Raw genomic sequence first — 24,718 nt, 5'->3', positions numbered from 1 at the left:
CGCCGTGGCCACACTCGGAGACCGCCTGGACTTCATCGTCGGCAAGAAGGCCGCCAAGGCGCTGGATGAGACCTTCGGCATCCGCACGGTCGACGATCTGCTGCGGCACTACCCGCGCAAGTACAGCGAGGGCATGAGTGTGCGCGACGAGGGTGAGGCTCTCGACCTCGAAGAGGGCGAGCACGTCACGTTCGTCGACACCATCACCAAGCACGTCCTCAAGGACATGAGGCCGCAGCCCGGCAAGCGTCAGCGCAAATACCTTGTGGTGACCCTGGGTAAGCGCACACCCGAGGTGACGGCGACGTTCTTCAACGCCGAATGGATAGCGCCGAACCTGATTGTCGGCACCAAGGTCATGCTCTCCGGCGAGGTGAAGTGGTTCCGGCGGACCATGCAGCTGAGCCATCCGGCCTACCTCGTGCTGGACCACCCGCATGGCCGAGAGCTCAAGGGCAGCAAGGAACTCCGCTCCATCGCCGAAGCTGCCGAGGCTGACGGCGGCTTCGACATCTCGGTGTTCGAGCGCGACTTCTTCCCGATCTACCCGGCCAGCGCCAAACTGCAGAGCTGGGACATCTACGCCTGCGTGCGGCAGGTGCTCGCGGTGCTCGACCCGGTCCCGGATCCGCTGCCGGAATCGATTGTGCGGCAACGTGGTCTGATGTCCGAGGACGCCGCCCTGCGGGCCGTGCACATGGCCGAGAACGCTCAGGAGCGCGACCGTGCGATCGAACGGCTGCGCTACGACGAGGCAGCCGGTCTGCAGTGGGCGCTCATGCAGCGCAGGCACAGTGAACTCGCCGAGGCCGGACCGTCCGCGCCGCTGGGCCACGACGGGCTGGTCGCCGGACTGCGCCAGCGCCTGCCGTTCGAACTGACCGGAGGTCAGCGCGAAGTCCTCGACGTCATCTCGGGCGAGCTGGCCGGACCGCGTCCGATGAACCGGATGCTGCAGGGCGAGGTCGGGTCCGGCAAGACCGTCGTGGCTCTGCTGGCCATGCTGCAGGTGGTCGACGCGGGCCACCAGTGCGCCCTGTTGGCGCCCACCGAGGTGCTGGCCGAGCAGCATGCCCGATCCATGCGGGATGTGCTGGGCCCCCTGGCGATGGCCGGCGAGATCGGCGGCGCGGAGGAGGCCACCCGCGTGGCGCTGCTGACGGGATCGATGACCGCGGCCCAGAAGCGGGCTGCGCGCGCCGAGATCTCCTCGGGCGCAGCCGGAATAGTCATCGGGACGCATGCTCTGCTCCAGGATGCCGTCGAGTTCCACCGACTCGGCATGGTGGTGGTCGACGAGCAGCACAGGTTCGGTGTCGAGCAGCGGGATCAGCTGCGCGCCAAGGCGCCCGACGGCACCACACCGCACCTTCTGGTGATGACCGCGACGCCCATCCCGCGGACCGTGGCGCTCACGGTGTACGGCGACCTCGAGACGTCGACGCTGCGCGAGCTGCCGCGGGGCCGGCAGCCGATCACCACCAACGTGATCTTCGCGAACGAGAAGCCCAAATGGCTGGATCGGGCGTGGGTGCGGATTCGCGAGGAGGTGGCGAACGGACGACAGGCGTACGTCGTCACCGCGCGCATCGACGACGACGACAAGGCGGCACCGGACCAGGCGAGTCAGGACCAGTCGGGCCGGAAGGCCACCTCGGTCGTCGAGCTTTTCGGCAGGCTCAAGGCCGGACAGTTGGCGGGTCTGCGACTGGGGCTCATGCACGGCAGGCTGCCGTCTGACGAGAAGGACGCCGTGATGGCGGCCTTCCGCGCCGGTGAGATCGATGTGCTGGTGTGCACCACGGTGATCGAGGTCGGCGTCGACGTGCCGAACGCGACGGTGATGGTGGTCTACGACGCCGATTGGTTCGGCATCAGCCAGCTGCATCAGCTGCGCGGTCGAATCGGTCGCGGCCAGCATCCGAGCCTGTGCCTGCTGGTGACGTCGCTCTCGGAGGCGTCCAGGGCCGCGACGCGCCTGAAGGCGGTGGCCTCCACCCTCGACGGGTTCGAGCTCGCAGATCTGGACCTGCTGGAGCGTCGCGAGGGAGATGTGCTGGGCCGCAACCAGTCCGGCCGCGCATTCGGTCTGCGGCTGCTGTCCCTGATCGACCACCGCGACATCATCGAGGAGGCCCGGGCCTTCTGCATGAACGCCTACGAGACGATCCCCGACGATCCCGGGATGGCCCAGTTGGCGGCCTGGTTCACCGGGGAACGCATCGTCTACATGGAGAAGTCATGAGACGGATGACGCTGCTGTGGCTGCTGGCCGTGGCGGCGTTGACCGTGGTCGTCGCCGCGACGACGGTGGCCGGGGTGGGGGAGCGGTCCCAGTCCGTGGCGCTGGCCGAGGGGCCGCCGACCGTCGAACCCGGCGTCGACATCCTGGCCGGAATCCCGGTGGTGCCGCTGCGGATCCGCGGCTACGACTACCACCGCGCGGCGTTCGGCGACGCCTGGACCGACGACACCGACGCACCGGGTGGACGCAACGGCTGTGACACCCGCAACGACATCCTCAACCGCGACCTGGTCGCCAAGACGTTCGTGGCGATCAAACGCTGTCCCACGGCCGTGGCCACCGGCACGCTGCACGATCCGTACACCAACGCGACCGTGGCCTTCGTGCGCGGCAACCAGATCGGCGCGTCGGTCCAGATCGATCACATCGTCCCGCTGGCCCTGGCCTGGGATATGGGGGCCCGTGCCTGGCCGGAGGATCTGCGTCGGCGGTTCGCCAACGATCCGGCCAACCTGCTCGCGGTCTCCGGCGGCGCCAACCAGGACAAGGGTGATTCCGAGCCCGCGGTCTGGATGCCGCCCAACACCGCGTTCTGGTGCCAGTACGCGGTGCAGTTCGCCGAGGTGCTGCGCGGTTACCGCCTCAGTGTCGACGCGGCCTCGGCGGATCGACTGCGCGCCGCGGCCGGCACCTGTCCCACCGGGTGAATCAGACGCCCGTGTAGGTCTCGGGATCGGGACGGAACCGGGTGCCGCTGTCCAGCGCGCTGAGCCGGTCCATGTCCTGCGCGCTCAGCTCGAAGTCGAACACGTCGAGGTTGGCCGCGATCCGCTCGGCCGACGACGAGCGGGGGATCACGACATTGCCCAACTGCAGGCTCCACCGGATCAGCACCTGCGCCGGGGACTTGTCGTATCCGGCGGCCACCGCGGTGACCGTCTCGTTGTCCAGCAGCCTGCCGACACCCAGGGGTCCGTACGCCTCGGTGACGACGCCGTGTTGGGCGTTGGCGGCGCGCAATTCGGTCTGGGTGAGCAGCGGATGCAGTTCGATCTGGTTGACCGCGGGTGTGACGTAAGTGAGGTTGATCAGGTCGGCGAGGTGCTCAGGAGTGAAGTTCGCGACGCCCGCGGAGCGGACGAGCCCGTCCTGGCGGGCCTTGAGGATGCCGGCGAAGCTGTCGACGAACCTGCCCTGGCCGGGCATCGGCCAGTGGATGAGGTACAGGTCGACGTAGTCCAGCCCCAGCCGCTCGAGGCTGGCCTTCACGGCGTCCTGCGCGGAGCCGAAGCCCTGGTCGGCGTTGGCGAGCTTGGTGGTGACAAAGATTTCGGCGCGGGGGATGCCCGAGTCCCGGATGGCCCTGCCCACCGCGGCCTCGTTGCCGTAGACCGCCGCGGTGTCGATCAGCCGGTAACCAAGTTCGAGTGCCGTGGCGACGGCGTGTTCGGTCTCAGCATCGGACAGCTCACCGACTCCCAGGCCCAGCGCCGGAATGGTGTTCTCGTCATTGAGTCCGATGGCCGGGACGGCCCCCGACTGGCCAGTCGACGTCATGTCACCTACCTGTTGAAGTGATGTTGAGCGGCCCTATATTACTCACCCGGTTTCCCCGCGATGCCGCGCCGACTACCGTCGGTGGGCGTGACCGATGTGCTGCTGCCGCCACCGCCGAAGCGTCGACGTCGACCACCCATGGTGGCCCTGCGGGCGGGTTCGAAATTGACTGCGTCCGTTCTGCCCGCCCTGCCGGTGGTCGTGCAACGTGCGCTCACGGGCCGGCGCCGGGTCGTGGTCGACGGGAACACTCTGGACCCGACCCTGCATCTGTTCACCATGTCGCTGCGCGCGGCGGGGACGCCCGGACTGGTGCTCGACGAGACCAATCTCGCCGACAGCCGGCAGGCGATGCGGGACCTGTGTATCGCCCTCGGTGGTCCGCCCGCACCGGTCGCCGTCTCGACCGTGACCGTGCCCGGTCGGCTCGACGGGCAGCCCGACATCCCGGCACGCCACTACGCTCCGAACACCGAGGCTCCCAACACCGCCGGGCCCGCCCCGCTGGTGGTGTTCTTCCACGGCGGCGGCTACGTGTTGGGTGACCTGGACGCCTATGACGCGCTGTGCGGGCTGATCAGCCACGACGCGGGTGTGCACGTGCTGTCGATCGACTATCGCCGGGCGCCTGAGCACAAGGCGCCCGCCGCGGCCGATGATGCCTGGGCGGGCTACCTGTGGGCGGTCGAGCACGCCGCGGCCCTGGGCGCCGACCCAGCCCGGGTCGCGGTCGCGGGGGACAGCGCGGGCGGTGCCCTGGCGGCCGTCGTGGCGCAACGTGCCCGTGACGAGGGCGCCCCCCTGCCCGCCCTGCAGGTGCTGCTGTACCCGTGGACGGACCTCACCGCGCCGAGCCGATCCCGCACGCTGTTCGCCGAGGGGCTGGTGCTCACCCAGCGCGATCTGGACTTCTGTGGCCACGCCTACGTCAACGGCTCCGGCATGTCGGTCGCCGACCCGCGGGTTTCGCCGATGCGGGCGTCGGACCTGTCCGGCCTCCCGCCCGCGTTGGTGGTCACCGCGGGCTTCGATCCGCTGCGTGACGAGGGCGAACGGTATGCGCGCGCACTGGCGGCGGCCGGTGTCGGATGCGATCTGCGGTCCATGGGCACACTGGTGCACGGATTCATGAACTTCCGCGCGCTCGGCGGCGGATGCCGGCGGGCCATCGACGAGGTGACGTCGGCCCTGCGGGCGCATCTGCGGCGCGCCTGAGGCGGCGCTGTGGACCGCCGGTAGGCTGGGACCCGCCAATCATCGACGCCCTGCAAGCACGAGGATCAAGACACCTGTGGCCAAGTCATCGAAACGCCCCGCCAAGTACGACCTGAAGGCGGCCGACCGCAAGCGCAACCTCGCGGTTCAGATCGGACTGACGGCCGTCGTCGTCATCTTCGCCGTGGGGCTGGTGCTCTACATCGTCAAGAACGGCGAGGCCAAGCGCTCGGAGGCGATCAAGTCCGTGCGGGTGGAGTCGACGTCGCTGATCAAGAACGAGGGCACCGAAGAACCCAAGGTGGTGCTCAGCCTCTTCGAGGACTTCCAGTGCCCGCACTGCGCGATCTTCGAGCAGCAGTTCGGTCCGACGATCAACAAGCTGGTCGAGTCCGGAGCGGTCGCCGCCGACTACTACATGCTGGCGATCCTGGATTCGCCGCAGAACCAGAACTATTCGACGCGTGCGGCCAACGCCGGCTACTGCGTCGCCGAGGCCGACACCACGCCCAACAAAGAGGTGTTCCAGCGTTTCCATACGGCGCTGTTCGCCCAGCAGCCCGCGGAGAACTCGGCGGACGCCCCCGACAACGCCAAACTGATCGAGATCGCCAGGCAGGCGGGCGTGGTCGGCAGCGTGCCGGACTGTGTCAACAGCGGGAAGTTCAACGACATCGTCGACGGCCTGGCCGGCGCCACCAAGGTCACGGGCACCCCGACCGTGCGAGTCAACGGTGAGGACTTCAAGGTCAGCACCCCCGACGCTCTGATCGCCAAGGTGAAGGAGATCGTCGGAGACGTCCCGGCCCTGGACGCCCCGGCACCCGCGCCGGCTCCGGTTCCCGCCCCGGCACCCGCGCCATGACCGCCGAACCCACCGTCGAGGTCGCCGGCACCGAAACCGCGGGCGGCCGCGGCGACGCTCGCCGCGGCGTGGCGGTGGGTCGGCCCAGTGCGCTGTGGGTGCTGATCGCGGGCGTCCTCGGCTTCGTCGCATCGTTCACGCTGACCGTCGAGAAGATCGAACTGCTGGTCGACCCGTCCTACGTCCCGTCCTGCAGCATCAACCCGGTCCTGTCCTGCGGCTCGGTGATGGTGACCCCGCAGGCGGGTCTGTTCGGCTTCCCCAATCCTCTGATCGGCATCGTCTCGTTCGCCGTGGTGATCGTGACCGGTGTTCTGGCAGTCGCGAAAGTGCGTCTGCCGCAGTGGTATTGGGTCGGTCTGGCGATCGGGACCACGCTGGGTGCGGTTTTCGTCAACTGGCTGATCTTCCAGAGCCTCTACCGCATCGGCGCGCTGTGCCCGTACTGCATGGTGGTGTGGGCGGTGACCATCCCGCTTCTGGTCGTCGTGGCGTCGATCGCTCTGCGACCGTTGGCCGGCAACGTCGTGCTGCGGGTGCTGTACCAGTGGCGCTGGTCGATCGTGACGCTGTGGTTCACGGCCGTCGTGCTGATGATCCTGGTGCGGTTCTGGGACTACTGGTCCACCCTGATCTGACATGGCCGCGGCAAGGGGGAAGCCTTGCCCGCCCGTCCCCGCGCATTATCTAATGCTCGTTAAAGAAAAGGGGGCCTGTGATGCAGCTCGCGCCTGAGGAAGAGGCCATCGTCGCGACGGTGCGTGACTTCGTCGACAAGCAGGTCCGCCCGGTCGTGCGCGAACTCGAGCACGCCAACACCTATCCCGAAGAGCTGATCGAGACCATGAAGCAGATCGGGATCTTCGGTCTGTCCATCCCCGAACCGTATGGCTTCGGGGCGGTCTCGATGCCGTGCTACGTGCAGGTCGCCGAGGAGCTCGCACGCGGGTGGATGAGCCTGGCCGGGGCGATGGGCGGGCACACCGTCGTCTCCAAGCTGCTCGTCCTGTTCGGCACAGAGGAGCAGAAGCAGCGCTACCTGCCCCGCATGGCGACCGGTGAACTCCGCGCCACGATGGCGCTGACGGAACCCGGTGGTGGCTCCGACCTGCAGGCCATGCGCACCGTCGCGCGCCGTGACGGGGACGGGTACATCGTCAACGGCAGCAAGACCTGGATCTCCAACGCGCGTCGCTCGGATCTGGTGGCGCTGCTGTGCAAGACCGATCCCGAGGCCCGCCCCGCGCACAGCGGCGTCTCGATCCTGCTGGTCGAGAAGCTGCCGGGCTTCACCATCTCCAAGGATCTGCCCAAGCTCGGGTACAAGGGCGTCGAGGCCTGCGAATTGAACTTCGCCGACTGCCGAGTGCCCGCTGATGCGCTGCTGGGAACCGAGGAGGGCAGAGGCTTCGCGCAGATGATGAAGGGGCTCGAGGTCGGCCGCCTGCAGGTCGCGGCCCGCGCGACCGGCGTGGCCCGCGCGGCGTTCGACGACGCGCTGGCCTACGCGCAGGACCGGGAGAGCTTCGGCAAGCCCATCTGGGAACACCAGGCCGTGGGCAACATGCTTGCCGATATGGGCACCAGGCTCTACGCTGCGCGCTCACTGCTGCTCGCCGCGGCCGAGAAGTTCGACTCGGGACAGCGCTGCGACATGGAGGCCGGAATGGCCAAGCTGTTCGCGTCGGAGACCGCGATGCAGATCGCGCTCGACGCGGTGCGGGTGCACGGTGGCTACGGCTACTCGACCGAGTACGACGTGGAGCGCTACTTCCGGGACGCGCCCCTGATGATCGTGGGCGAGGGCACCAACGAGATCCAGAAGGGCGTCATCGCCAAACAGTTGATCAAGCGCGGAGGGCTCGACACGTGAACGACAGCGGACTCGCGGCCCACGTCGCCGGCTGGGAGCCCGGCCCGATCGATTCCCACGACGTGATCTCCGCCGAGCGCGTGGCACAGCTGGCGGCCACCCTCGATCTCGCCGCCGCCCCCGGCCCCGGCGAACCCCTGCCGCTGCTGTGGCAGTGGGTGCACTTCCTGGACTGGCCGCGCACCGCGGAACTGGGCCCCGATGGGCACCCCCTTCAGGGTCATTTTCTGCCGCCGATTCCCAACCGGCGCAGGATGTTCGCGGGCGGGCGCCTCTCGGTGACGGCGCCGCTGATCATCGGGGTGCCCGCGACGCGGCACTCCGAGGTGGTCAAGACCGCGGTCAAACACGGCCGCACCGGGGAACTGCTCTTCGTCACCGTCCGGCACACCCATCGCCAGGACGGTGACGTGCGGATCGTCGAGGAGCAGGACCTGGTCTATCGCAGTGACGACGGCGCCGCCACGCCGTTCGCCCGGGTCACTGCACCGCTGCCCGCGCCGCAGACGCCGTGGGTGGGCCACCCCCAGACCCATCCCGCGCTGCTGTTCCGGTTCAGCGCGCTGACCGGCAACGCTCACCGCATCCACTACGACGAGGCCTACACCACCTCGATCGAGGGGTTCCCGGCGCTCGTCGTGCACGGGCCGCTGCTCGCGGTGTACCTCGCCGAGTTGGTGCGCGCCCAGGTCCCCGACCGCCAGATCGCAGACTTCAGCTTCCGACTGCAGAAGCCGGTGTTCGTCGGCGACGAGATCCGGGTCCAAGGCGGGCCCGGAGATCCCATCGAGCTCGCCGTGGTCTCCGGTGCGGCTGACGTGCACGCCTCGGCCACGGCCACGCTGAGATAGTCGTTCTCGGGCGCGGAATCTCACGGCGCGCGGCCAGGTCTCGGTGAGATTTCCGGTGTCAGTATTCTTGGCGCATGATCTCAAAGGTCCTGGTCGCGAATCGCGGTGAGATCGCGATCCGTGCGTTCCGCGCCGCCACGGAGTTGAAGCTCTCGACGGTGGCCGTCTACCCGTACGAGGACCGCAATTCGGTGCACCGACTCAAGGCCGACGAGTCGTATCAGATCGGCGAGGAGGGGCACCCCGTCCGGGCCTATCTGAACGTCGACGAGATCGTCGCGACGGCACAGGCCTGCGGGGCGGACGCGATCTACCCGGGCTACGGGTTCCTGTCGGAGAATCCCGGCCTGGCCGCTGCGTGCGAATCGGCGGGCATCACGTTCGTCGGCCCCTCGGCCGAGGTGCTGGAGTTGACGGGCAACAAGGCCCGCGCGATCGACGCGGCGCGTAGGGCCGGGTTGCCGGTGCTGGCGTCCTCGGCCCCGTCGGCCGACGTCGAGGAGCTGCTCGCGGCCGCGAAGTCGATGGAGTTCCCGGTGTTCGTCAAGGCCGTCGCGGGCGGCGGCGGGCGCGGCATGCGACGGGTCAGCGATCCGGAGGCGCTGCGGGAGGCGATCGAAGCCGCCAGCCGGGAGGCCGAGTCGGCGTTCGGGGATCCGACGGTGTTCCTGGAGCAGGCCGTGGTCAACCCCCGCCACATCGAGGTGCAGATCCTGGCCGACACCCACGGCAACGTGATCCACCTGTTCGAGCGGGACTGCAGCGTACAGCGCCGGCACCAGAAGGTGATCGAGCTGGCGCCCGCGCCGAATCTGGATCCCGCTCTGCGGGAACGGATCTGCGCCGACGCGGTGGCGTTCGCCCGCCAGATCGGCTACTCGTGTGCGGGCACGGTGGAGTTCCTGCTGGACGAGCGCGGCGAGCACGTGTTCATCGAGATGAATCCCCGCATCCAGGTCGAGCACACCGTCACCGAGGAGATCACCGACGTCGACCTGGTGTCGTCGCAGTTGCGGATCGCCGCGGGGGAGAGCCTGCAGGACCTTGGCCTGAGCCAGGATTCGGTGCAGGTGCACGGCGCGGCACTGCAGTGCCGGATCACCACCGAGGACCCCGCCAACGGCTTCCGGCCCGACACCGGCCGAATCAGTGCCTACCGCTCGCCGGGCGGCGCGGGCATCCGGCTCGACGGCGGCACCAACCTGGGCGCCGAAGTGGGCGCACACTTCGACTCGATGCTGGTCAAACTGACTTGTCGGGGAAGGGATTTCGCCACCGCCGTGCGGCGGGCCCGCCGGGCCGTGGCGGAGTTCCGGATTCGCGGCGTGTCCACCAACATCCCGTTCCTGCAGGCGGTGCTCGACGACCCCGACTTCGAGGCGGGCCGGGTCACCACGTCCTTCATCGAGGAGCGGCCGCACCTGCTGACGGCGCGCAGCAGCGCCGACCGCGGCACCAAGATCCTGAACTATCTGGCCGATGTGACGGTCAACAAACCCCACGGCGAGCGCCCCTCGACGGTGTATCCCCATGACAAGCTGCCGGCCCTGGACCTGCGCAGCGCGCCGCCGTCGGGCTCCAAACAGCGCCTGATGGAGTTGGGGCCGGAGGGTTTCGCACGGTGGCTGCGTGACTCGAAGGCCGTCGGGGTCACCGACACGACCTTCCGCGACGCGCACCAGTCTCTGCTGGCCACGCGCCTGCGCTCCACCGGACTGTTGGCCGTCGCACCGTACATCGCGCGCATGACCCCCGAGCTGCTGTCCATCGAGTGCTGGGGCGGTGCCACCTATGACGTCGCGCTGCGATTCCTCCAGGAGGACCCCTGGGAGCGGCTCGCGGCGCTGCGCGAGGCGCTGCCGAACATCTGCCTCCAGATGCTGCTGCGGGGCCGAAACACCGTGGGCTACACGCCGTATCCCGAGGTGGTCACCAACGCGTTCGTGCAGGAGGCCACCGCGACGGGCGTCGACATCTTCCGGATCTTCGACGCGTTGAACAACGTCGAGTCGATGCGGCCGGCGATCGATGCCGTGCGGGAAACCGGCACGGCGGTGGCCGAAGTCGCGATGTCCTACACCGGCGACCTGTCCGACCCGCGCGAGACCCTCTACACGCTGGACTACTACCTCAAGCTCGCCGAGCAGATCGTCGACGCCGGCGCGCACGTGCTGGCGATCAAGGACATGGCCGGCCTGCTGCGGGTGCCCGCCGCCCAGAAGCTCGTCTCGGCGCTGAAGTCGCGCTTCGACCTGCCGGTGCACGTGCACACCCACGACACCCCGGGCGGTCAGTTGGCCACCTACGTGGCGGCCTGGCACGCCGGCGCCGACGCGGTCGACGGGGCCGCGGCGCCCCTGGCCGGCACCACGAGCCAGCCCGCGCTGAGTTCGATCGTGGCGGCCGCGGCACACACCGAGTTCGACACCGGCATCTCGCTGGACGCGGTGTGCGATCTCGAGCCCTACTGGGAGGCGCTGCGCAAGGTGTACGGGCCGTTCGAGTCGGGTCTGCCCGCGCCGACGGGCCGCGTGTACACCCACGAGATTCCCGGCGGCCAGTTGAGCAACCTGCGCCAGCAGGCGATCGCGCTGGGGTTCGGGGACCGGTTCGAGGAGATCGAGGCCAACTATGCCGCCGCGGACCGGGTGCTGGGGCGCCTGGTCAAGGTGACCCCGTCGAGCAAGGTCGTCGGCGACCTCGCACTCGCGCTCGTGGGCGCCGGCGTCAGTGCCGAGGAGTTCGCGGCCGACCCGGCTCGCTACGACATCCCCGACAGTGTGATCGGCTTTCTCCGCGGCGAGCTCGGCGACCCGCCCGGCGGATGGCCGGAACCGTTGCGCACCAAGGCTCTTGAGGGTCGTGGTCCCGCCCGGCCCGAGCAGGAGTTGAGCGCCGACGACGAGGCGCTGTTGGCGGCCCCGGGCCCCAAGCGCCAGGCCGCCCTGAACCGGTTGCTGTTCCCGGGGCCCACCAAAGAGTTCGAGGCGCACCGCGAGGAGTACGGAGACACCTCCCGGCTCAGCGCCAACCAGTTCTTCTACGGCCTGCGGTACGGCGACGAGCATCGCGTTCGGTTGGAGAAGGGTGTCGAGCTGCTCATCGGGCTCGAGGCGATCTCGGAGGCCGACGAACGCGGTATGCGCACCGTGATGTGCATCCTCAACGGACAACTGCGGCCGGTCGTGGTCCGCGACCGGTCGATCGCGGCCGACGTTCCGACCGCGGAGAAGGCGGACCGGGGCAATCCCGACCACATCGCGGCACCGTTCGCCGGGGTCGTCACGGTGAACGTGGAGGCGGGTGACGCCGTCGAGAGTGGTCAGACCATCGCGACGATCGAGGCCATGAAGATGGAGGCCGCGATCACCGCACCCAAGTCGGGAACCGTTGCACGCGTGGCGGTTTCGGCGACCGCCCAGGTCGAGGGCGGTGACCTGCTGGTGGTGGTCGACTGACCCGCATCATCGGCGGGTCGGCGGGCGGTCGTCGGATCGCCGTGCCGCCCCGCGGCACTCGGCCCACCACCGATCGCGTGCGCGAATCGCTGTTCAACGTGCTTGCCGCGCGGATCGACTTCGCGGGTCTGGCGGTGCTGGACCTGTTCGCCGGTTCGGGCGCGCTGGGCCTGGAGGCGCTGTCGCGCGGTGCGGGGTCGGCGCTGTTCGTCGAGTCCGACGCGCGGGCCGCGGGTGTGATCGCGACGAACATCACGGCGCTGGGATTCACGGGCGCGACTGTGCGACGCGGGACGGTCAACGCCGTGCTGGGGGCCGGAGCCACGGGGCAGTTCGATCTGGTGTTCGCCGACCCGCCCTACGACGTGAGCAGTGCCGAGGTGGGCGCGATTCTCGTGGCGCTGACCCAGGGTTGGGTGGCTGACGGCGGACTGGCCGTCATCGAACGCCCCTCGTCGGCGCAGGCGCTGGCGTGGCCGGCCGGATGGGAACCGTTGAAGGCGCGTCGCTACGGCGACACCACGGTCGAGTTCGCCGAGCGCGTCACCGGGTGATCGACAACAGCAGGCGCACCAGTTCTGCCTGCCGGTGCGTGTCGGTCTTCTCGAAGACCCGCTGCAGCTGACTCTTGACGGTGGCCAGTGACACCGACAACTCCTCGGCGATCGGCTTGAGTCCGTCGCCGCGCAGCACCCGCACCGCCACCTCGGCCTCGGCGTGAGTCAGGCCGTAGAGCCTGCGCAGCAGAGCCGCCGGCGGATCGATCTGCTGTTCTGGATCGACGATGATCACCAGGGCCCGGGGCTGGCGCGGTTCGACGACCTCCGAGGGCAACACGTGGACGACATAGGGTCTGCGCCCGGACGGGCGCGCGCACAACAGCGAGTCGCCACCGCGCACGCCGGACGCATCCCCGGTCGCGGCGCGGCCGACACTGCGTGCCAACCGCGCCGTCGTGGCGCTTCGCCCGGTTTCGACCCGGCCCCCGTGCAGCATGAGTCCGTCACCGGCGGTGAGTATCTCGGCGGCCGCCGAGTTCATGTGGACGAGCGACGAGTCCGCGGTCACCACGGCGACGCCGTGCCGGACGGCCTCGGCCGTCGCGGCGACATCGGCTGTGCCGAGCGCACTCTCACGCAGCGCGTGTTCGGTGCGCAGGGCCTGCTGGAGATGGGGGACAAGCGCATTGATCACTGTGATGCGTTCCGGGGTGGCGAAACCCTCATCGCTCTCGGAGTCCGCCACCAGGAACGTCGTGGTGGCCGCGCCACTGGTGAGCCGGACGAACAGACCGTCGTCCAATCGGTTGGGGCGCATCCAGTCGGCGTCGAACTCGGAGTGCGGATTCAGCGCGCGCAGCGGCGCCGTGGGACTCAGCTGCCCGATGGGACCGCGCTCGACGGCCTCGAGGATGAAGTCGAGTCTGGCGTAGTACTCGATGTAGGCCTGACCCACCTCGGGAGGCAGATTGGCGACCTTGACGGTTCGCTCGATCGGCCCGCCGAGGACCAGCGCACAGCTGTGCGCACCCAGGGTGTCGCTGATGTCTCTGATCGCGGACAGCCAGGTCTGCGGGGTCAGGGCCGCGGCGTACACACCGGCGACCATCCGGGAGAAGTCGTCGAGTGCAACCATGGGCCTCCAGAACTGCTGTCCGTGTGTGCCGAACTGTAGAGGATTTCAACCGAACGGATGAGGTGTCGGAGCAGCGAGCGGTGTTGGGTGTCTGTGTCGGTTCTGGCAACCGATCCTGTCGTGGGGGCTGTGGCCGGTGGCCGACGAAGGTTCGGGGGCAGCCTTCGACGGCCGCCTGCTAGCGTCGTGATCCATGAGTGGCGCCGTGTGCCCCGGATCCTTCGACCCCGTCACCCTCGGACACATCGATGTCTTCGAAAGGGCCGCCGCGCAGTTCGACGAGGTGGTCGTCGCGGTCCTGGTGAACCCCAACAAGAAGGGGATGTTCAGTGTCGAGGAGCGCATCGAGTTGATCACCGAGTCCTGCGCACACCTGCCCAACCTGCGGGTCGAGTCGGGTCAGGGACTGGTGGTCGACTTCGCCAGGGCGCGTGGGCTGACGGCCATCGTGAAGGGCCTGCGGACCGGCACCGACTTCGAATACGAGCTGCAGATGGCGCAGATGAACCGGCACGTCGCCGGCGTGGACACGTTCTTCGTGGCCACCGCCCCGAAGTATTCGTTCGTGTCGTCGTCGTTGGCCAAGGAGGTCGCGACCCTCGGCGGTGATGTCACGGACCTGCTGCCCGACGTGGTCAACCGGCGTCTGCAGGACAGACTGCGCGGCCGCTGACCGGAGAAATCCTCGACACACCGGCGTCGGAAACGCAGTCACAGGCGTAACACCAGGCACACTTGTAACAACGACTACGCCTGGAGGGTGCGCCGTGTACCGAGTCTTTGAAGCTCTTGACGAGCTGAGTGCGATCGTCGAAGAGGCGCGTGGGGTGCCGATGACCGCTGGTTGCGTGGTTCCCCGGGGTGATGTCCTGGAACTCATCGACGACATCAAGGACGCCATCCCTGGTGAACTCGACGACGCCCAGGATGTGCTCGACGCACGTGACGGCATGCTGCGCGACGCGCGTCAGCACGCCGACGGCATGGTGGCGTCGGCCACCACGGAGGCCGAGTCCACGCTCGGGCATGCCCGCGCCGAGGCCGATCGACTTCTGTCGGACGCCAAGTCGCAGGCCGACCGGATGGTGGCCGAGGCCCGGGCGCACTGCGACCGGATGGTCGGCGAGGCTCGCGAGGAGGCCAGCCGACTGGCCGCCAACGCCAAACGCGACTACGAGGCCAGCCTCGGACGCGCCAAGGCCGAGGCCGACCGGCTGGTCGAGAGCGGAAACCTGTCCTACGAGAAGGCCGTTCAGGAGGGCATCAAGGAGCAGCAGCGCCTGGTGTCCCAGACCGAGGTGGTCAACACCGCGACCGCTGAGGCCACCCGCCTGATCGACGCCGCACATGCCGAGGCCGACCGCCTGCGCGGTGAATGCGACATCTACGTCGACAACAAGCTCGCCGAGTTCGAGGACTACCTCAACGGCACACTGCGTTCGGTGAGTCGGGGCCGCCACCAGCTTCGGACGGCCGCGGGCACCCACGACTACGTCCAGAGGTGACTCTCAGAGTTGGCCGTGCCGTGGCGGTTTCGTCCCTGACAGGGTGAACCGGCCGATGTGCTGAAGCTTCCACCTGCTGGCGTCGTGCAGCGTATGGGTGCGCGCATCACGCCAGAACCGCGACAGGTTGGCGGTGCCGGACGCGCTGCGGGTTCCGCCGAGCTCGAACAGCGCACTGGAGGCCTCCAGGGCGGCCCTGGTGGCCGCGACCTTCGCGATCGCCACCGCCACCGACGCCTCGGCGGCAGTGTCCTCGTTCAGATGCGCGGCGGCGGCGTCCACCAGCTCGCCGGCTCGCGCCAGGAGAGCCTCCGCGGCGCGCACGGTCACGGTGAGCTGACCGGCGGTCTGCACCAGCGTGGGATCCTCGACCGCGCTCTCTACGCCGGCCTCGAAATGCGGTCGCGCCTTTGCGGCTTGGCGCACGCCCTCGGCCAGGGCCCCCGTCGCGATACCGACGTCGAGGGCCGCGTGCAGAAGCTGGGCGCGCGCACCGTAGGTGCTCGGGGAGTCGAAGATCGGTGTGAACGGCACCACGTGCTCGGCTGGAACACGCACCGCGTCGAGCGACACGGTGCCCGACGCCGTGGTGCGCTGCCCCATACCGTCCCAGTCATCGACGATCTGAACGCCCCCGGCGTCGGCGGGAACGAACGCGACGGCTTTGGGCGTCGAGGCGCATGTCTGCTCGTCGGCCGACGTGACCAGTGACGCGCGCACGATCAGCCAGTCGGCGAAAAGCGATCCGGTGCAGTAGAACTTGCGGCCGTTGAGAACGTAGCCACCCGAGCCGTCGGGCACCAGGGCAGTGGCGTCGACGTTGATCGGATGCGGCCCGCGTTCGGTCTGGGCATTCGCGAACAGCGCACCGGCGAGCACCACATCGTAGAAGAACGCCTGCTGCTCCGGCGTGCCCTGCAACCGCAGAACCTCCAGGAAGGTGTAGTGCGAATGCGGAATCTGCGCCAACGACGGGTCGGCCTCCGCGATCAGACGGAAGACCTCGGCCAAAACCGTTGCCGGGGCGTCTATTCCGCCGAACTCGACGGGTACCGACAACGCCAGCAGTCCGGCGTCGGAGAGGGCGCGCACCTGTTCGGCGGGCAGCTGCCGCTCGGCGTCGCGGTGGCCCGCGGCCGTCGCGAAGTCCTGGCTCAGTCGGCCCGCCGCGGCAAGCGCCTCCTGTGCGGACGAGATTCGGGTCACCGCAACCTGTGCCGTCATCGTGCGGCGCCGACGAACGGAATCGACACGTGGCCGCCGCAGTCGGCGCCCTGGTCGAACAGTCCGCGCTCGCGCAGGATGGGCACGACGCCCTCGCCGAACCAGAACAGTTCCTCGAGGTGCGGGTAACCCGAGAAGATGAACTCCTCGATCCCGATCGCGGCGTATTCGGCGATCCGGTCGGCGACCTCGGTGTGGCTTCCCACCAGGGCGGTGCCCGCGCCGCCGCGCACCAGGCCCACACCGGACCACAGGTTCGGCGCGATCTCGAGGCTGCGGGCGTCGTGCCAGGTGCCGTCGGCGCGATTGGCCTCGTGCAGCGCCAGCATGCGCTTCTGCCCCTCGGACTGGCTGCGCGCCAGCCCCTCCTGGGTCCTGCGCACGACGTCCTCGTCGAGGGCGGCCACCAGGCGGTCGGCCTGCGCCCACGCCTCCTCGGAGGTGTCGCGCGAGATGGTGTGCAGCCGGATGCCGAATCGCACGGTTCGACCCTCGGCCTCGGCGAGGCCGCGGATCCAGGCGATCTTCTCGGCCACGGCCTCGGGCGGCTCACCCCAGGTCAGGTAGACATCGGAGTGCCGCGCGGCCACCGGGCCCGCGGCGGCGGAACTGCCACCGAAGTACAGCGGCGGAATCGGGCTCGGCGGTTTGGCCAGTGCGGCCCCTTCGACGTCGATGTACTCGCCCCTGCGCGTGACGGTCTCGCCGGCCCAGAGTCGGCGCACGACGTCGAGGAACTCGTCGGCGCGGTGGTAGCGCGCGTCCTTCTCGAGGTGGTCACCGAACGAGCGCTGCTCGTGGGCCTCGCCGCCGACGACGACGTTGAGCAGGATGCGACCCGGCGCATGGCGTGCGAACGTCGCGGCCATCTGCGCGGACAGCGTGGGGCTGACCAGTCCGGGCCGGAACGCCACCAGGAACGCCAGCGACGTGGTCTCGCGCGCCAACAGCGCCGCGGTGACGAACGCGTCCTCGCACCAGGCGCCCGTCGGGATCAGGGCACCGGTGAAACCGAAGGTCTCCGCGGCGCGCACGATCGAGGCCAGGTAGTCGATCGACGCATCGCGGTCACCCCCGGCCGCGCCGGCGGGCGTTCCGTGGCCGCCCCCGACGATCGAGCGGCTGTCGCCGTAGGTGGGCAGGAACCAGTGCAGCTTGAGGGACACGAACCATCCTTTCGAGGCGGGGTCTCCATTGTGGTGTGCGGAGCCGCCGCGAAGTTCCGCGCGTGCGGTGACGGCCGCTGCGCTGCGGCGGCATTGCGAACGGTCAGACCTCGCACCCGTGAGGTGCCGGGAAAAAAATCATCGTGATTCCTACCGCGTCCACATCGGCTGGCCTGGGCGGTCAGCGCTGTGTCCCAAGTAGAATCGAAGGCTATGTCTGGAGCACGAGCAAAGGCGGCACAGCGGCACCCGAAGTCGGTGCTCTCGATCGACGTCTCGCGATTGGGTCGGCGTCCGGGCTCCATGATGACCCACACCGAGACTGTTCCCAGTCCCTCCCGCATCGGCCTGGACCTCGTCGCGATCGCCGAGGGGGCGCCGATGGACCTCGACCTGCGGCTCGAATCGGTCTCCGAGGGTGTGCTGGTCACCGGGACCGTGACGGCCCCGACCGTCGGCGAGTGCTCGCGCTGCCTCGAGCCGACGACGGGTTCGGTCAGCATCGGGATCACCGAACTGTTCGCCTACCCCGACAGTGCGACCGAGGCCAGCACCGAGGCCGACGAGGTCGGTCATGTCGTCGACGACGCCGTGGATCTCGAGCAGGTCATCATCGACACCGTCGGGCTCGAACTGCCGCTGTCCCCGGTGTGCTCCGAGGACTGCCCGGGCCTGTGCCAGCACTGCGGCGTGCCGCTCGCCCAGGCCGAGCCCGACCACTCCCACGACGTCATCGACCCCCGCTGGGCCAAGCTCAGGGAGTTGAAAGTCACAGAACCGGGCCAGGATTCGTGATGGACGAGACCCGGCGGCCACTGCTCGACGCGCTCGGCGTGACGCTGCCCGACGAACTGCTGACGCTGGCCCTGACCCACCGCAGCTACGCCTACGAGAACGGCGGACTGCCCACCAACGAGCGCCTGGAGTTCCTCGGCGATGCGGTGCTGGGCCTGACCGTGACCGACGAACTGTTCCATCGCCACCCCGAGCGCTCGGAGGGGGATCTGGCCAAACTGCGTGCCAGCGTCGTCAACACCCATGCCCTGGCCGATGTCGCGCGCGACCTGACCGAGGATGGCCTGGGCGCCTACCTGCTGCTGGGCCGGGGTGAGATGAACACCGGCGGCGCCGACAAGTCGAGCATCCTGGCCGACGGCATGGAGTCGCTGCTCGGGGCGGTCTACCTGCACCACGGCATCGACGTCGCACGTCAGGTGATCCTGCGTCTGTTCGGACCCCTGATCGACACCGCACCCACACTGGGGGCGGGCCTGGACTGGAAGACCAGCCTGCAGGAGCTCACGGCGGCACGTGGAATGGGTTCGCCGACCTACCTGGTCACCTCGACCGGTCCGGACCACGACAAGCAGTTCACCGCGACGGTCGTGGTGATGGACGTCGAATACGGTGCGGGCGTGGGCCGGTCCAAGAAGGAGGCCGAGCAGAAGGCCGCAGCGACCGCGTGGACGGCGCTGGACCAGGCCTGACATGCCCGAACTCCCGGAGGTCGAGGTCGTCCGCCGCGGCCTCGCCGAACACGTCGTCGGCCGGAGGTTGAGCGCTGTGCGGGTGCATCACCCGCGTGCGGTGCGCCGCCACGAGGCCGGTCCCGCCGACCTGACCGCCCGGCTGCTCGACGCGCAGATCACCGGAACCGGTCGGCGCGGGAAATACCTGTGGCTGCTGTTCGCCGATCAGGACGGGGTGGGGGAGCAGGCGCTCGTGGTGCATCTCGGGATGAGCGGTCAGATGCTGCTCGGGCCCGTGCCCCGCAGTGACCATGTGCGCATCGCGGCCCTGCTCGACGACGGCACGGCCCTGAGTTTTGTGGACCAGCGGACCTTCGGCGGGTGGCAGCTGGCTGACCTGGTGCAGGTTGACGGCAGTGCGGTGCCGGTCCCCGTCGCCCACATCGCCCGCGATCCGCTGGATCCGCTGTTTGACCGTGATGCCGTCGTGAAAGTGTTGCGCCGCAAGCATTCTGAGATCAAGCGCCAACTGCTGGATCAGACCGTGGTGTCGGGAGTCGGCAACATCTACGCCGACGAGTCGCTGTGGCGCGCCAAGGTCAACGGCAGCCGTATCGCGGAGACGCTGAGTCGGCCCAAGCTCGCGGAGGTGCTCGACGCGGCCGCCGAGGTGATGCGCGAGGCGCTGGCCCAGGGCGGCACATCCTTTGACTCGCTGTATGTGAACGTCAATGGGGAGTCGGGATACTTCGACCGGTCGCTGGATGCCTACGGGCGTGAGGGAGAGCCGTGCCGGCGGTGCGGGGCGATCATCCGCCGGGAACGGTTCATGAACCGCTCGTCGTTCTACTGTCCACGCTGCCAACCCAAACCCAGGAGAAAGTCATGACCAAACTGTGGGTCGAACGCACCGGCACCCGCCGCTACACCGGGCGCAGTTCCCGGGGTGCCGAGGTGTTCGTGGGATCGGAGAGCGTCGACGGCGTCTTCACACCGGGTGAGTTGATGAAGATCGCGCTCGCGGCCTGCAGTGGCATGGCCAGCGACGCACCGTTGTCGCGCCGCCTCGGTGACGACTACGACGCCACCATCGAGGTCGACGGCCCCGCCGATCGCGAGCGTGAGGTCTATCCCCTGCTGGAGGAGACGCTGCGGATCGACCTGTCCGGGTTGACCGAGGCCGAGGCTGAACGCCTGCGCACCGTGGTCAACCGCGCGATCGACCAGGTCTGCACCGTCGGCCGGACGCTCAAGGCCGGCACGCAGGTCACGTTCGACATCGACGACCACCGATCGTGACCGAGGAACCGCGGGTCCGGCTCACCGCCTGGGTGCACGGTCACGTGCAGGGCGTGGGTTTCCGCTGGTGGACCCGCTCCCGCGCGCTCGAACTGGGGCTGACCGGCTACGCCAAGAACCAGGCCGACGGCCGCGTCCTGGTGGTGGCGCAGGGCCCGCGACGGGCGTGCGAACAGCTGCTGGAACTGCTCGGCTGCCCCGCCACACCGGGGCAGGTGGACAAGGTCATCTCGGACTGGTCGGAGAACATCGAGCCGATCCAGGGTTTCGCTGAACGTTGATCTGGCCGGGGCCGGTACGCTGGCCTGCCATGCACCTCAAGAGTCTGACGCTGAAGGGATTCAAGTCCTTCGCCGCGCCCACGACTCTGCGGTTCGAGCCCGGCATCACCTGCGTCGTCGGCCCCAACGGTTCGGGCAAGTCCAACGTCGTCGACGCGCTGACGTGGGTGATGGGCGAACAGGGGGCCAAGACCCTGCGCGGCGGCAAGATGGAGGACGTCATCTTCGCCGGCACCTCGACGCGCGCGCCGCTGGGCCGCGCCGAGGTCACCCTGACGATCGACAACTCCGACAACGCGCTGCCCATCGAGTACTCCGAGGTGTCGATCACGCGCCGGATGTTCCGCGACGGTGCCGGCGAGTACGAGATCAACGGCAGCAGCTGCCGCTTGATGGACGTCCAGGAACTCCTGTCGGACTCGGGCATCGGCCGGGAGATGCACGTCATCGTCGGCCAGGGCCGGCTCTCCCAGATTCTGGAGTCGCGGCCTGAGGACCGCCGCGCCTTCATCGAAGAGGCCGCCGGGGTGCTCAAGCACCGGAAGCGCAAGGAGAAGGCGGTCCGCAAGCTCGACGCCATGGCCGCCAACCTGGCCCGGCTGACGGATCTGACCACCGAGTTGCGTCGTCAGCTCAAACCGCTGGGCCGCCAGGCCGAGATGGCGCGGCGCGCGCAGACCATCCAGGCCGACCTGCGCGATGCCCGACTGCGGCTGGCCGCCGACGACCTGGTGACCCGGCAGGCCGAGTTCGACGGCGTCGGCGGCACCGAGGCGGCCCTGCGCCGCGAGCACGAGGAGGCCGTGGAGCGCCTCGCGGTGGCCGCCGAGGAGCTGACCGAGCACGAGACCGCCGTGGCCACCCTCAGTGAGCGGGCCGACCGCGCCCAGCAGACCTGGTTTCGGCTGTCGGCGCTGGCCGAACGGGTCAGCGCGACCGTGCGGATCGCCTCCGAGCGCGCCCAGCTGCTGGAGGCTCAGCCGGTGCACACCGGCGGCCGCGACCCCGACGAACTCGAGGCCGAGGCCGACGCGATCGCCGAGCAGGAACAGGAGCTGCTGGCCGAACTCGAGGAGGCCCGGATTCGGCTCGACGGCGCCCGGTCGGCGCTCGCCGAGGCCGAGCGCGTCGCGACCGAGGCCCTGCGCGCCCACCTGGCCGCGGTGCGGGCCGAGGCCGACCGTCGGGAGGGGCTGGCCAGGCTGTCCGGCCAGGTCGAGACCATGCGGGCCCGCGTCGAATCGATCGACGACCGGGTGGCCCGGCTGACGGAGGGCATCGAGGAGGCCGCGTCCCGGGCGGAGATCGCCAAGGCCGAATTCGAGACGGTGCAGAGTCGCGTGGGCGAGCTGGACCAGAGCGAAGTGGGCCTCGACGAGCACCACGACCGCACCGTGGCCGCGCTGCGGCTGGCCGACGAGAGGGTCGCCGAACTGCAGAGCGCCGAGCGCGCCTCCGAGCGGCTCGTCGCCTCACTGCTGGCACGCATCGACGCCCTCGCGGTGGGCCTGGACCGCAAGGACGGCGCCGCCTGGCTGGCCGAGAACCATTCTGGGAACGGGCTTTTCGGGACAGTCGCCAAGCTGTTGAAGGTGCGGCCCGGTTATGAGACCGCGCTTGCCGCGGTGCTCGGCACGGCGGCCGACGCGATGGCGGCGGAGAACCCGCACGCCGCGCGCACGGCGGTGCAGGCCCTCAAGGCCGCCGACGGCGGCCGCGCGGCGATCGTCGTCGGAGACTGGCCGGTGCCGCCTCGCGCCTCGGGTGAGCTGCCCGCCGGAGCCCATTGGGCGCTGGACCTGATCGAGGCACCGGATCGGCTGCGGGGTGCGGTCACGGCGCTGCTCGGCGACGTCGTCGTGGTCGGTGACCTGGATTCGGCGGTCGACCTCATCGCCACGCAGCCGCAGCTTCGCGCCGTGACCTCGGACGGTGACCTGGTGGGACCGGGCTGGGTGACGGGCGGGTCGGACCGAAAGCCGTCCACCCTCGAGATCGCCACGCAGATCGAGACGGCGCGCGCCGAACTCGCGGCGGCCGAGACGCAGTCCGCCGAGCTGTCCGCGGCCCTGGCCGGTGCCGTCGCCGAGCAGGCGGCCCGCTCCGATGCCGCCGAGCAGGCGCTGGCCGCACTCAACGAGTCCGACGCGGCGATCTCGCAGATCTACGAACAGTTGGGCCGGCTGGGGCAGGAGTCTCGGATCGCCGACGAGGAGTTCCGCAGGCAGATGGACCAGCGCGCCGAACTCGAGTCGAGTCGCGCGCAGACCGTCGCCGAACTGACCGAGCTCGAGACGCGGCTGCACAACGCCCAGGACATCCCGGCCGAGGACGTGGCCGAACCGGTCGACCGGGAACTGTTCACCGCGGCGGCCGACGAGGCCCGCAGTGCCGAGGTTGAAGCCCGACTGACCGTGCGCACCGCCGAGGAGCGCGCGAATGCCGTTCGGGGCCGGGCTGATTCACTGCGCCGTGCCGCGGCCGCCGAACGTGAGGCACGCGAGCGGGCCCAGCGCGCCGCGGCCGCGCGTGAACATGCGGCCGCAGTGGCCGCAGCGGTGGCCGAATCGGGCCGCGCGGTCGCCGCGCGGTTGGCCGGCGTGGTGGCCGCCGCATCGGCGTCGCGCGATCAGTTGGCCGCCGAACGGCAGCGTCGCGCCGCCGCGTTGACGGCGGCTCGCGAGGAGGTCGACGCGCTCAACACCCGGATCGCGGCGCTGACCGACTCGCTGCACCGCGACGAGATGGCCAAGGCGCAGGCCGCCCTGCGCATCGAACAGCTTGAGCAGATGGTGCTCGAACAGTTCGGGATGGCCGCGGCCGACCTGGTCGCCGAGTACGGGCCGCAGGTCGCGCTGCCGCCCACCGAGTTGGAGATGGCCGAGTACGAGCAGGCCCGCGAACGCGGCGAGCAGGTGACCGCGCCCGCGCCGATGCCGTTCGACCGTCCGACCCAGGAGCGCCGGGCCAAGCGCGCCGAGAAGGAACTGGCCGAGCTGGGCCGGGTCAACCCGCTGGCGCTCGAGGAGTTCGCGGCGCTGGAGGAGCGCTACAACTTCCTCTCGACACAGCTTGAGGACGTCAAGGCGGCGCGCAAGGACCTGTTGGACGTGATCGAGGACGTCGACAAGCGCATCCTGCAGGTGTTCACCGAGGCCTACGCCGACGTCGAACGTGAGTTCAGCGAGGTGTTCTCGTCACTGTTCCCGGGGGGTGAGGGCAGGCTGCTGCTCACGGACCCGTCCGACATGCTCACCACCGGCATCGAGGTCGAGGCGCGCCCGCCCGGCAAGAAGGTCAAGCGCCTGTCGCTGCTGTCCGGCGGCGAGAAGTCGCTGACGGCGGTCGCGATGCTGGTCGCGATCTTCCGGGCCCGGCCGTCGCCGTTCTACGTCATGGACGAGGTCGAGGCCGCGCTCGACGACGTGAACCTGCGCCGGCTCATCGGGCTGTTCGAGCAGCTTCGGGACCGCTCCCAGCTGATCGTCATCACCCACCAGAAGCCGACGATGGAGATCGCCGACGCGCTCTACGGCGTCACCATGCAGGGCGACGGCATCACCCAGGTGATCTCGCAGCGGATGCGCGGCCAGGAACTCGTCGGCACCGGGTAGCTAGCGCCGCTCGGCGTCGACCGGGGCCAGGGCCGCCAGATTCCGCACGGACCGCCGGACGTCGGACTCCAGCACCTTGGCCACCAGCCGCCCCACCGGCCCGGACAGCAGGCCGCCGCGGAGTTCGGCGACCAGGTGGAACGTCGACCCCGCACGTTCCTCGGCCACCGACATGGTGAGCTGGATCTCGATGCCGCCGCGACCGCGGCCGCGCAGCGCGATGCGCCGAGGTTCGTCGTAGCCGGTGACCCGCCAGTGGATGACGTTGCGGAAGCCCTTGACCTTGATCAGCGACGACACTTCGGTGCCCTCGTCGATGGAGTCGGGCACCGGGCCGCGCCAGCCGCCGAAGATGGTCAGCCAGTCGTCGAAGCGCCGCAGGTCGGAGGCCAGTGCCCAGGCCGCGGCGGGGGTCAGGGTGGAGGACTCGGATATGTCGACGGTTGCCATGGGTGGGCGGG

General features: G+C 69.4%; 22 protein-coding genes. 17 read left to right on the top strand and 5 right to left on the bottom strand.

Going from position 1 to position 24,718, the window contains the following annotated elements; all coding sequences use genetic code 11:
- Positions 1-4: 4 nt before the first annotated feature.
- Positions 5-2,245 (top strand): ATP-dependent DNA helicase RecG, encoded by a 2,241-nt coding sequence (gene recG / locus A5727_RS15325; RefSeq protein ID WP_068250873.1) that lies wholly within the window; start codon positions 5-7, stop codon positions 2,243-2,245.
- On the top strand, positions 2,242-2,952 hold the full coding sequence (locus A5727_RS15320) for an HNH endonuclease family protein (RefSeq protein ID WP_068250872.1): 711 nt from the start codon (positions 2,242-2,244) through the stop codon (positions 2,950-2,952). The genes recG and A5727_RS15320 overlap by 4 nt, the downstream gene beginning before the upstream one ends.
- Before the next feature lies 1 nt (position 2,953).
- Here A5727_RS15320 and A5727_RS15315 read toward each other — a convergent pair whose 3' ends face one another.
- The gene (locus tag A5727_RS15315; RefSeq protein WP_068250871.1) at positions 2,954-3,802 is read right to left on the bottom strand and encodes an aldo/keto reductase; all 849 of its coding nucleotides are present in this window, start codon (positions 3,800-3,802) and stop codon (positions 2,954-2,956) included.
- A gap of 60 nt (positions 3,803-3,862) precedes the next feature.
- Between A5727_RS15315 and A5727_RS15310 the strand changes: the two genes are divergently transcribed.
- The 7 genes from A5727_RS15310 to rsmD all read left to right on the top strand — a co-directional run bounded on the left by A5727_RS15310 (position 3,863) and on the right by rsmD (position 12,618).
- Entirely contained in the window at positions 3,863-5,017 is a 1,155-nt protein-coding gene (locus tag A5727_RS15310) for an alpha/beta hydrolase (protein ID WP_082949830.1), read from the top strand.
- Between the two features lie 76 nt (positions 5,018-5,093).
- Positions 5,094-5,882: a DsbA family protein gene (locus tag A5727_RS15305; RefSeq protein ID WP_068250866.1), complete on the top strand. Its 789-nt coding sequence runs from the start codon at positions 5,094-5,096 to the stop codon at positions 5,880-5,882.
- Positions 5,879-6,520 carry a vitamin K epoxide reductase family protein gene (locus A5727_RS15300; protein WP_068250863.1) on the top strand — a complete coding sequence of 214 codons (642 nt, stop codon included), beginning with the start codon at positions 5,879-5,881 and terminating at the stop codon, positions 6,518-6,520. Before A5727_RS15305 ends, A5727_RS15300 begins: the two co-directional genes overlap by 4 nt.
- A gap of 80 nt (positions 6,521-6,600) precedes the next feature.
- Positions 6,601-7,755, top strand: coding sequence for an acyl-CoA dehydrogenase family protein (locus tag A5727_RS15295; protein ID WP_068250860.1), 1,155 nt, complete (start codon positions 6,601-6,603; stop codon positions 7,753-7,755).
- The gene (locus A5727_RS15290) at positions 7,752-8,606 is read left to right on the top strand and encodes an HTD2 family dehydratase (protein WP_068250856.1); all 855 of its coding nucleotides are present in this window, start codon (positions 7,752-7,754) and stop codon (positions 8,604-8,606) included. Before A5727_RS15295 ends, A5727_RS15290 begins: the two co-directional genes overlap by 4 nt.
- A 74-nt stretch (positions 8,607-8,680) precedes the next feature.
- Positions 8,681-12,064 (top strand): pyruvate carboxylase, encoded by a 3,384-nt coding sequence (locus A5727_RS15285; RefSeq protein ID WP_068250853.1) that lies wholly within the window; start codon positions 8,681-8,683, stop codon positions 12,062-12,064.
- Complete coding sequence (gene rsmD, locus A5727_RS15280; RefSeq protein WP_068250850.1) at positions 12,061-12,618, top strand: 16S rRNA (guanine(966)-N(2))-methyltransferase RsmD; 558 nt, start codon at positions 12,061-12,063, stop codon at positions 12,616-12,618. The genes A5727_RS15285 and rsmD overlap by 4 nt, the downstream gene beginning before the upstream one ends.
- Here rsmD and A5727_RS15275 read toward each other — a convergent pair.
- The gene (locus A5727_RS15275; RefSeq protein ID WP_068250847.1) at positions 12,608-13,699 is read right to left on the bottom strand and encodes a helix-turn-helix transcriptional regulator; all 1,092 of its coding nucleotides are present in this window, start codon (positions 13,697-13,699) and stop codon (positions 12,608-12,610) included. The genes rsmD and A5727_RS15275 overlap by 11 nt on opposite strands.
- Before the next feature lie 193 nt (positions 13,700-13,892).
- On the opposite strand from A5727_RS15275, the gene coaD reads away from it, so the two are divergent.
- Together coaD and sepIVA are read left to right on the top strand one after the other, a co-directional pair.
- Positions 13,893-14,372 (top strand): pantetheine-phosphate adenylyltransferase, encoded by a 480-nt coding sequence (gene coaD / locus A5727_RS15270; protein WP_068250844.1) that lies wholly within the window; start codon positions 13,893-13,895, stop codon positions 14,370-14,372.
- A 94-nt stretch (positions 14,373-14,466) separates the two neighbouring features.
- Positions 14,467-15,204, top strand: coding sequence for a cell division protein SepIVA (sepIVA, locus tag A5727_RS15265; protein WP_068250840.1), 738 nt, complete (start codon positions 14,467-14,469; stop codon positions 15,202-15,204).
- A 3-nt stretch (positions 15,205-15,207) separates the two neighbouring features.
- Here the strand turns inward: sepIVA and A5727_RS15260 are convergent, their stop codons facing one another.
- Together A5727_RS15260 and A5727_RS15255 are read right to left on the bottom strand one after the other, a co-directional pair.
- On the bottom strand, positions 15,208-16,428 hold the full coding sequence (locus A5727_RS15260) for an SfnB family sulfur acquisition oxidoreductase (protein WP_068250837.1): 1,221 nt from the start codon (positions 16,426-16,428) through the stop codon (positions 15,208-15,210).
- The gene (locus A5727_RS15255) at positions 16,425-17,594 is read right to left on the bottom strand and encodes an LLM class flavin-dependent oxidoreductase (RefSeq protein WP_068250834.1); all 1,170 of its coding nucleotides are present in this window, start codon (positions 17,592-17,594) and stop codon (positions 16,425-16,427) included. The genes A5727_RS15260 and A5727_RS15255 overlap by 4 nt, the downstream gene beginning before the upstream one ends.
- A 213-nt stretch (positions 17,595-17,807) precedes the next feature.
- Between A5727_RS15255 and A5727_RS15250 the strand changes: the two genes are divergently transcribed.
- From A5727_RS15250 to smc, 6 genes are read left to right on the top strand one after another with little or no spacing between them, the layout of a single operon-like run.
- Positions 17,808-18,389, top strand: coding sequence for a YceD family protein (locus A5727_RS15250; RefSeq protein ID WP_068250831.1), 582 nt, complete (start codon positions 17,808-17,810; stop codon positions 18,387-18,389).
- Positions 18,389-19,081 carry a ribonuclease III gene (gene rnc, locus A5727_RS15245; RefSeq protein WP_068250828.1) on the top strand — a complete coding sequence of 231 codons (693 nt, stop codon included), beginning with the start codon at positions 18,389-18,391 and terminating at the stop codon, positions 19,079-19,081. Before A5727_RS15250 ends, rnc begins: the two co-directional genes overlap by 1 nt.
- 1 nt (position 19,082) lies before the next feature.
- On the top strand, positions 19,083-19,952 hold the full coding sequence (gene mutM / locus A5727_RS15240) for a bifunctional DNA-formamidopyrimidine glycosylase/DNA-(apurinic or apyrimidinic site) lyase (protein ID WP_068250825.1): 870 nt from the start codon (positions 19,083-19,085) through the stop codon (positions 19,950-19,952).
- On the top strand, positions 19,949-20,362 hold the full coding sequence (locus A5727_RS15235; protein WP_068250822.1) for an OsmC family protein: 414 nt from the start codon (positions 19,949-19,951) through the stop codon (positions 20,360-20,362). Before mutM ends, A5727_RS15235 begins: the two co-directional genes overlap by 4 nt.
- The gene (locus A5727_RS15230) at positions 20,359-20,643 is read left to right on the top strand and encodes an acylphosphatase (RefSeq protein ID WP_068250819.1); all 285 of its coding nucleotides are present in this window, start codon (positions 20,359-20,361) and stop codon (positions 20,641-20,643) included. The genes A5727_RS15235 and A5727_RS15230 overlap by 4 nt, the downstream gene beginning before the upstream one ends.
- Positions 20,644-20,672: 29 nt before the next feature.
- Entirely contained in the window at positions 20,673-24,257 is a 3,585-nt protein-coding gene (gene smc, locus A5727_RS15225; RefSeq protein WP_068250816.1) for a chromosome segregation protein SMC, read from the top strand.
- Here the strand turns inward: smc and A5727_RS15220 are convergent, their stop codons facing one another.
- Positions 24,258-24,707, bottom strand: a complete 450-nt coding sequence (locus tag A5727_RS15220) for a type II toxin-antitoxin system Rv0910 family toxin (protein WP_068250813.1) — start codon at positions 24,705-24,707, stop codon at positions 24,258-24,260.
- Positions 24,708-24,718 lie beyond the last annotated feature (11 nt).

Origin of the sequence: Mycobacterium sp. ACS4331, assembly GCF_001667265.1 — a bacterium.
Classification (GTDB): domain Bacteria; phylum Actinomycetota; class Actinomycetes; order Mycobacteriales; family Mycobacteriaceae; genus Mycobacterium.
Note: the sequence above shows the minus strand (reverse complement) of the source record. Positions and strands in the feature narration are given on the sequence as shown.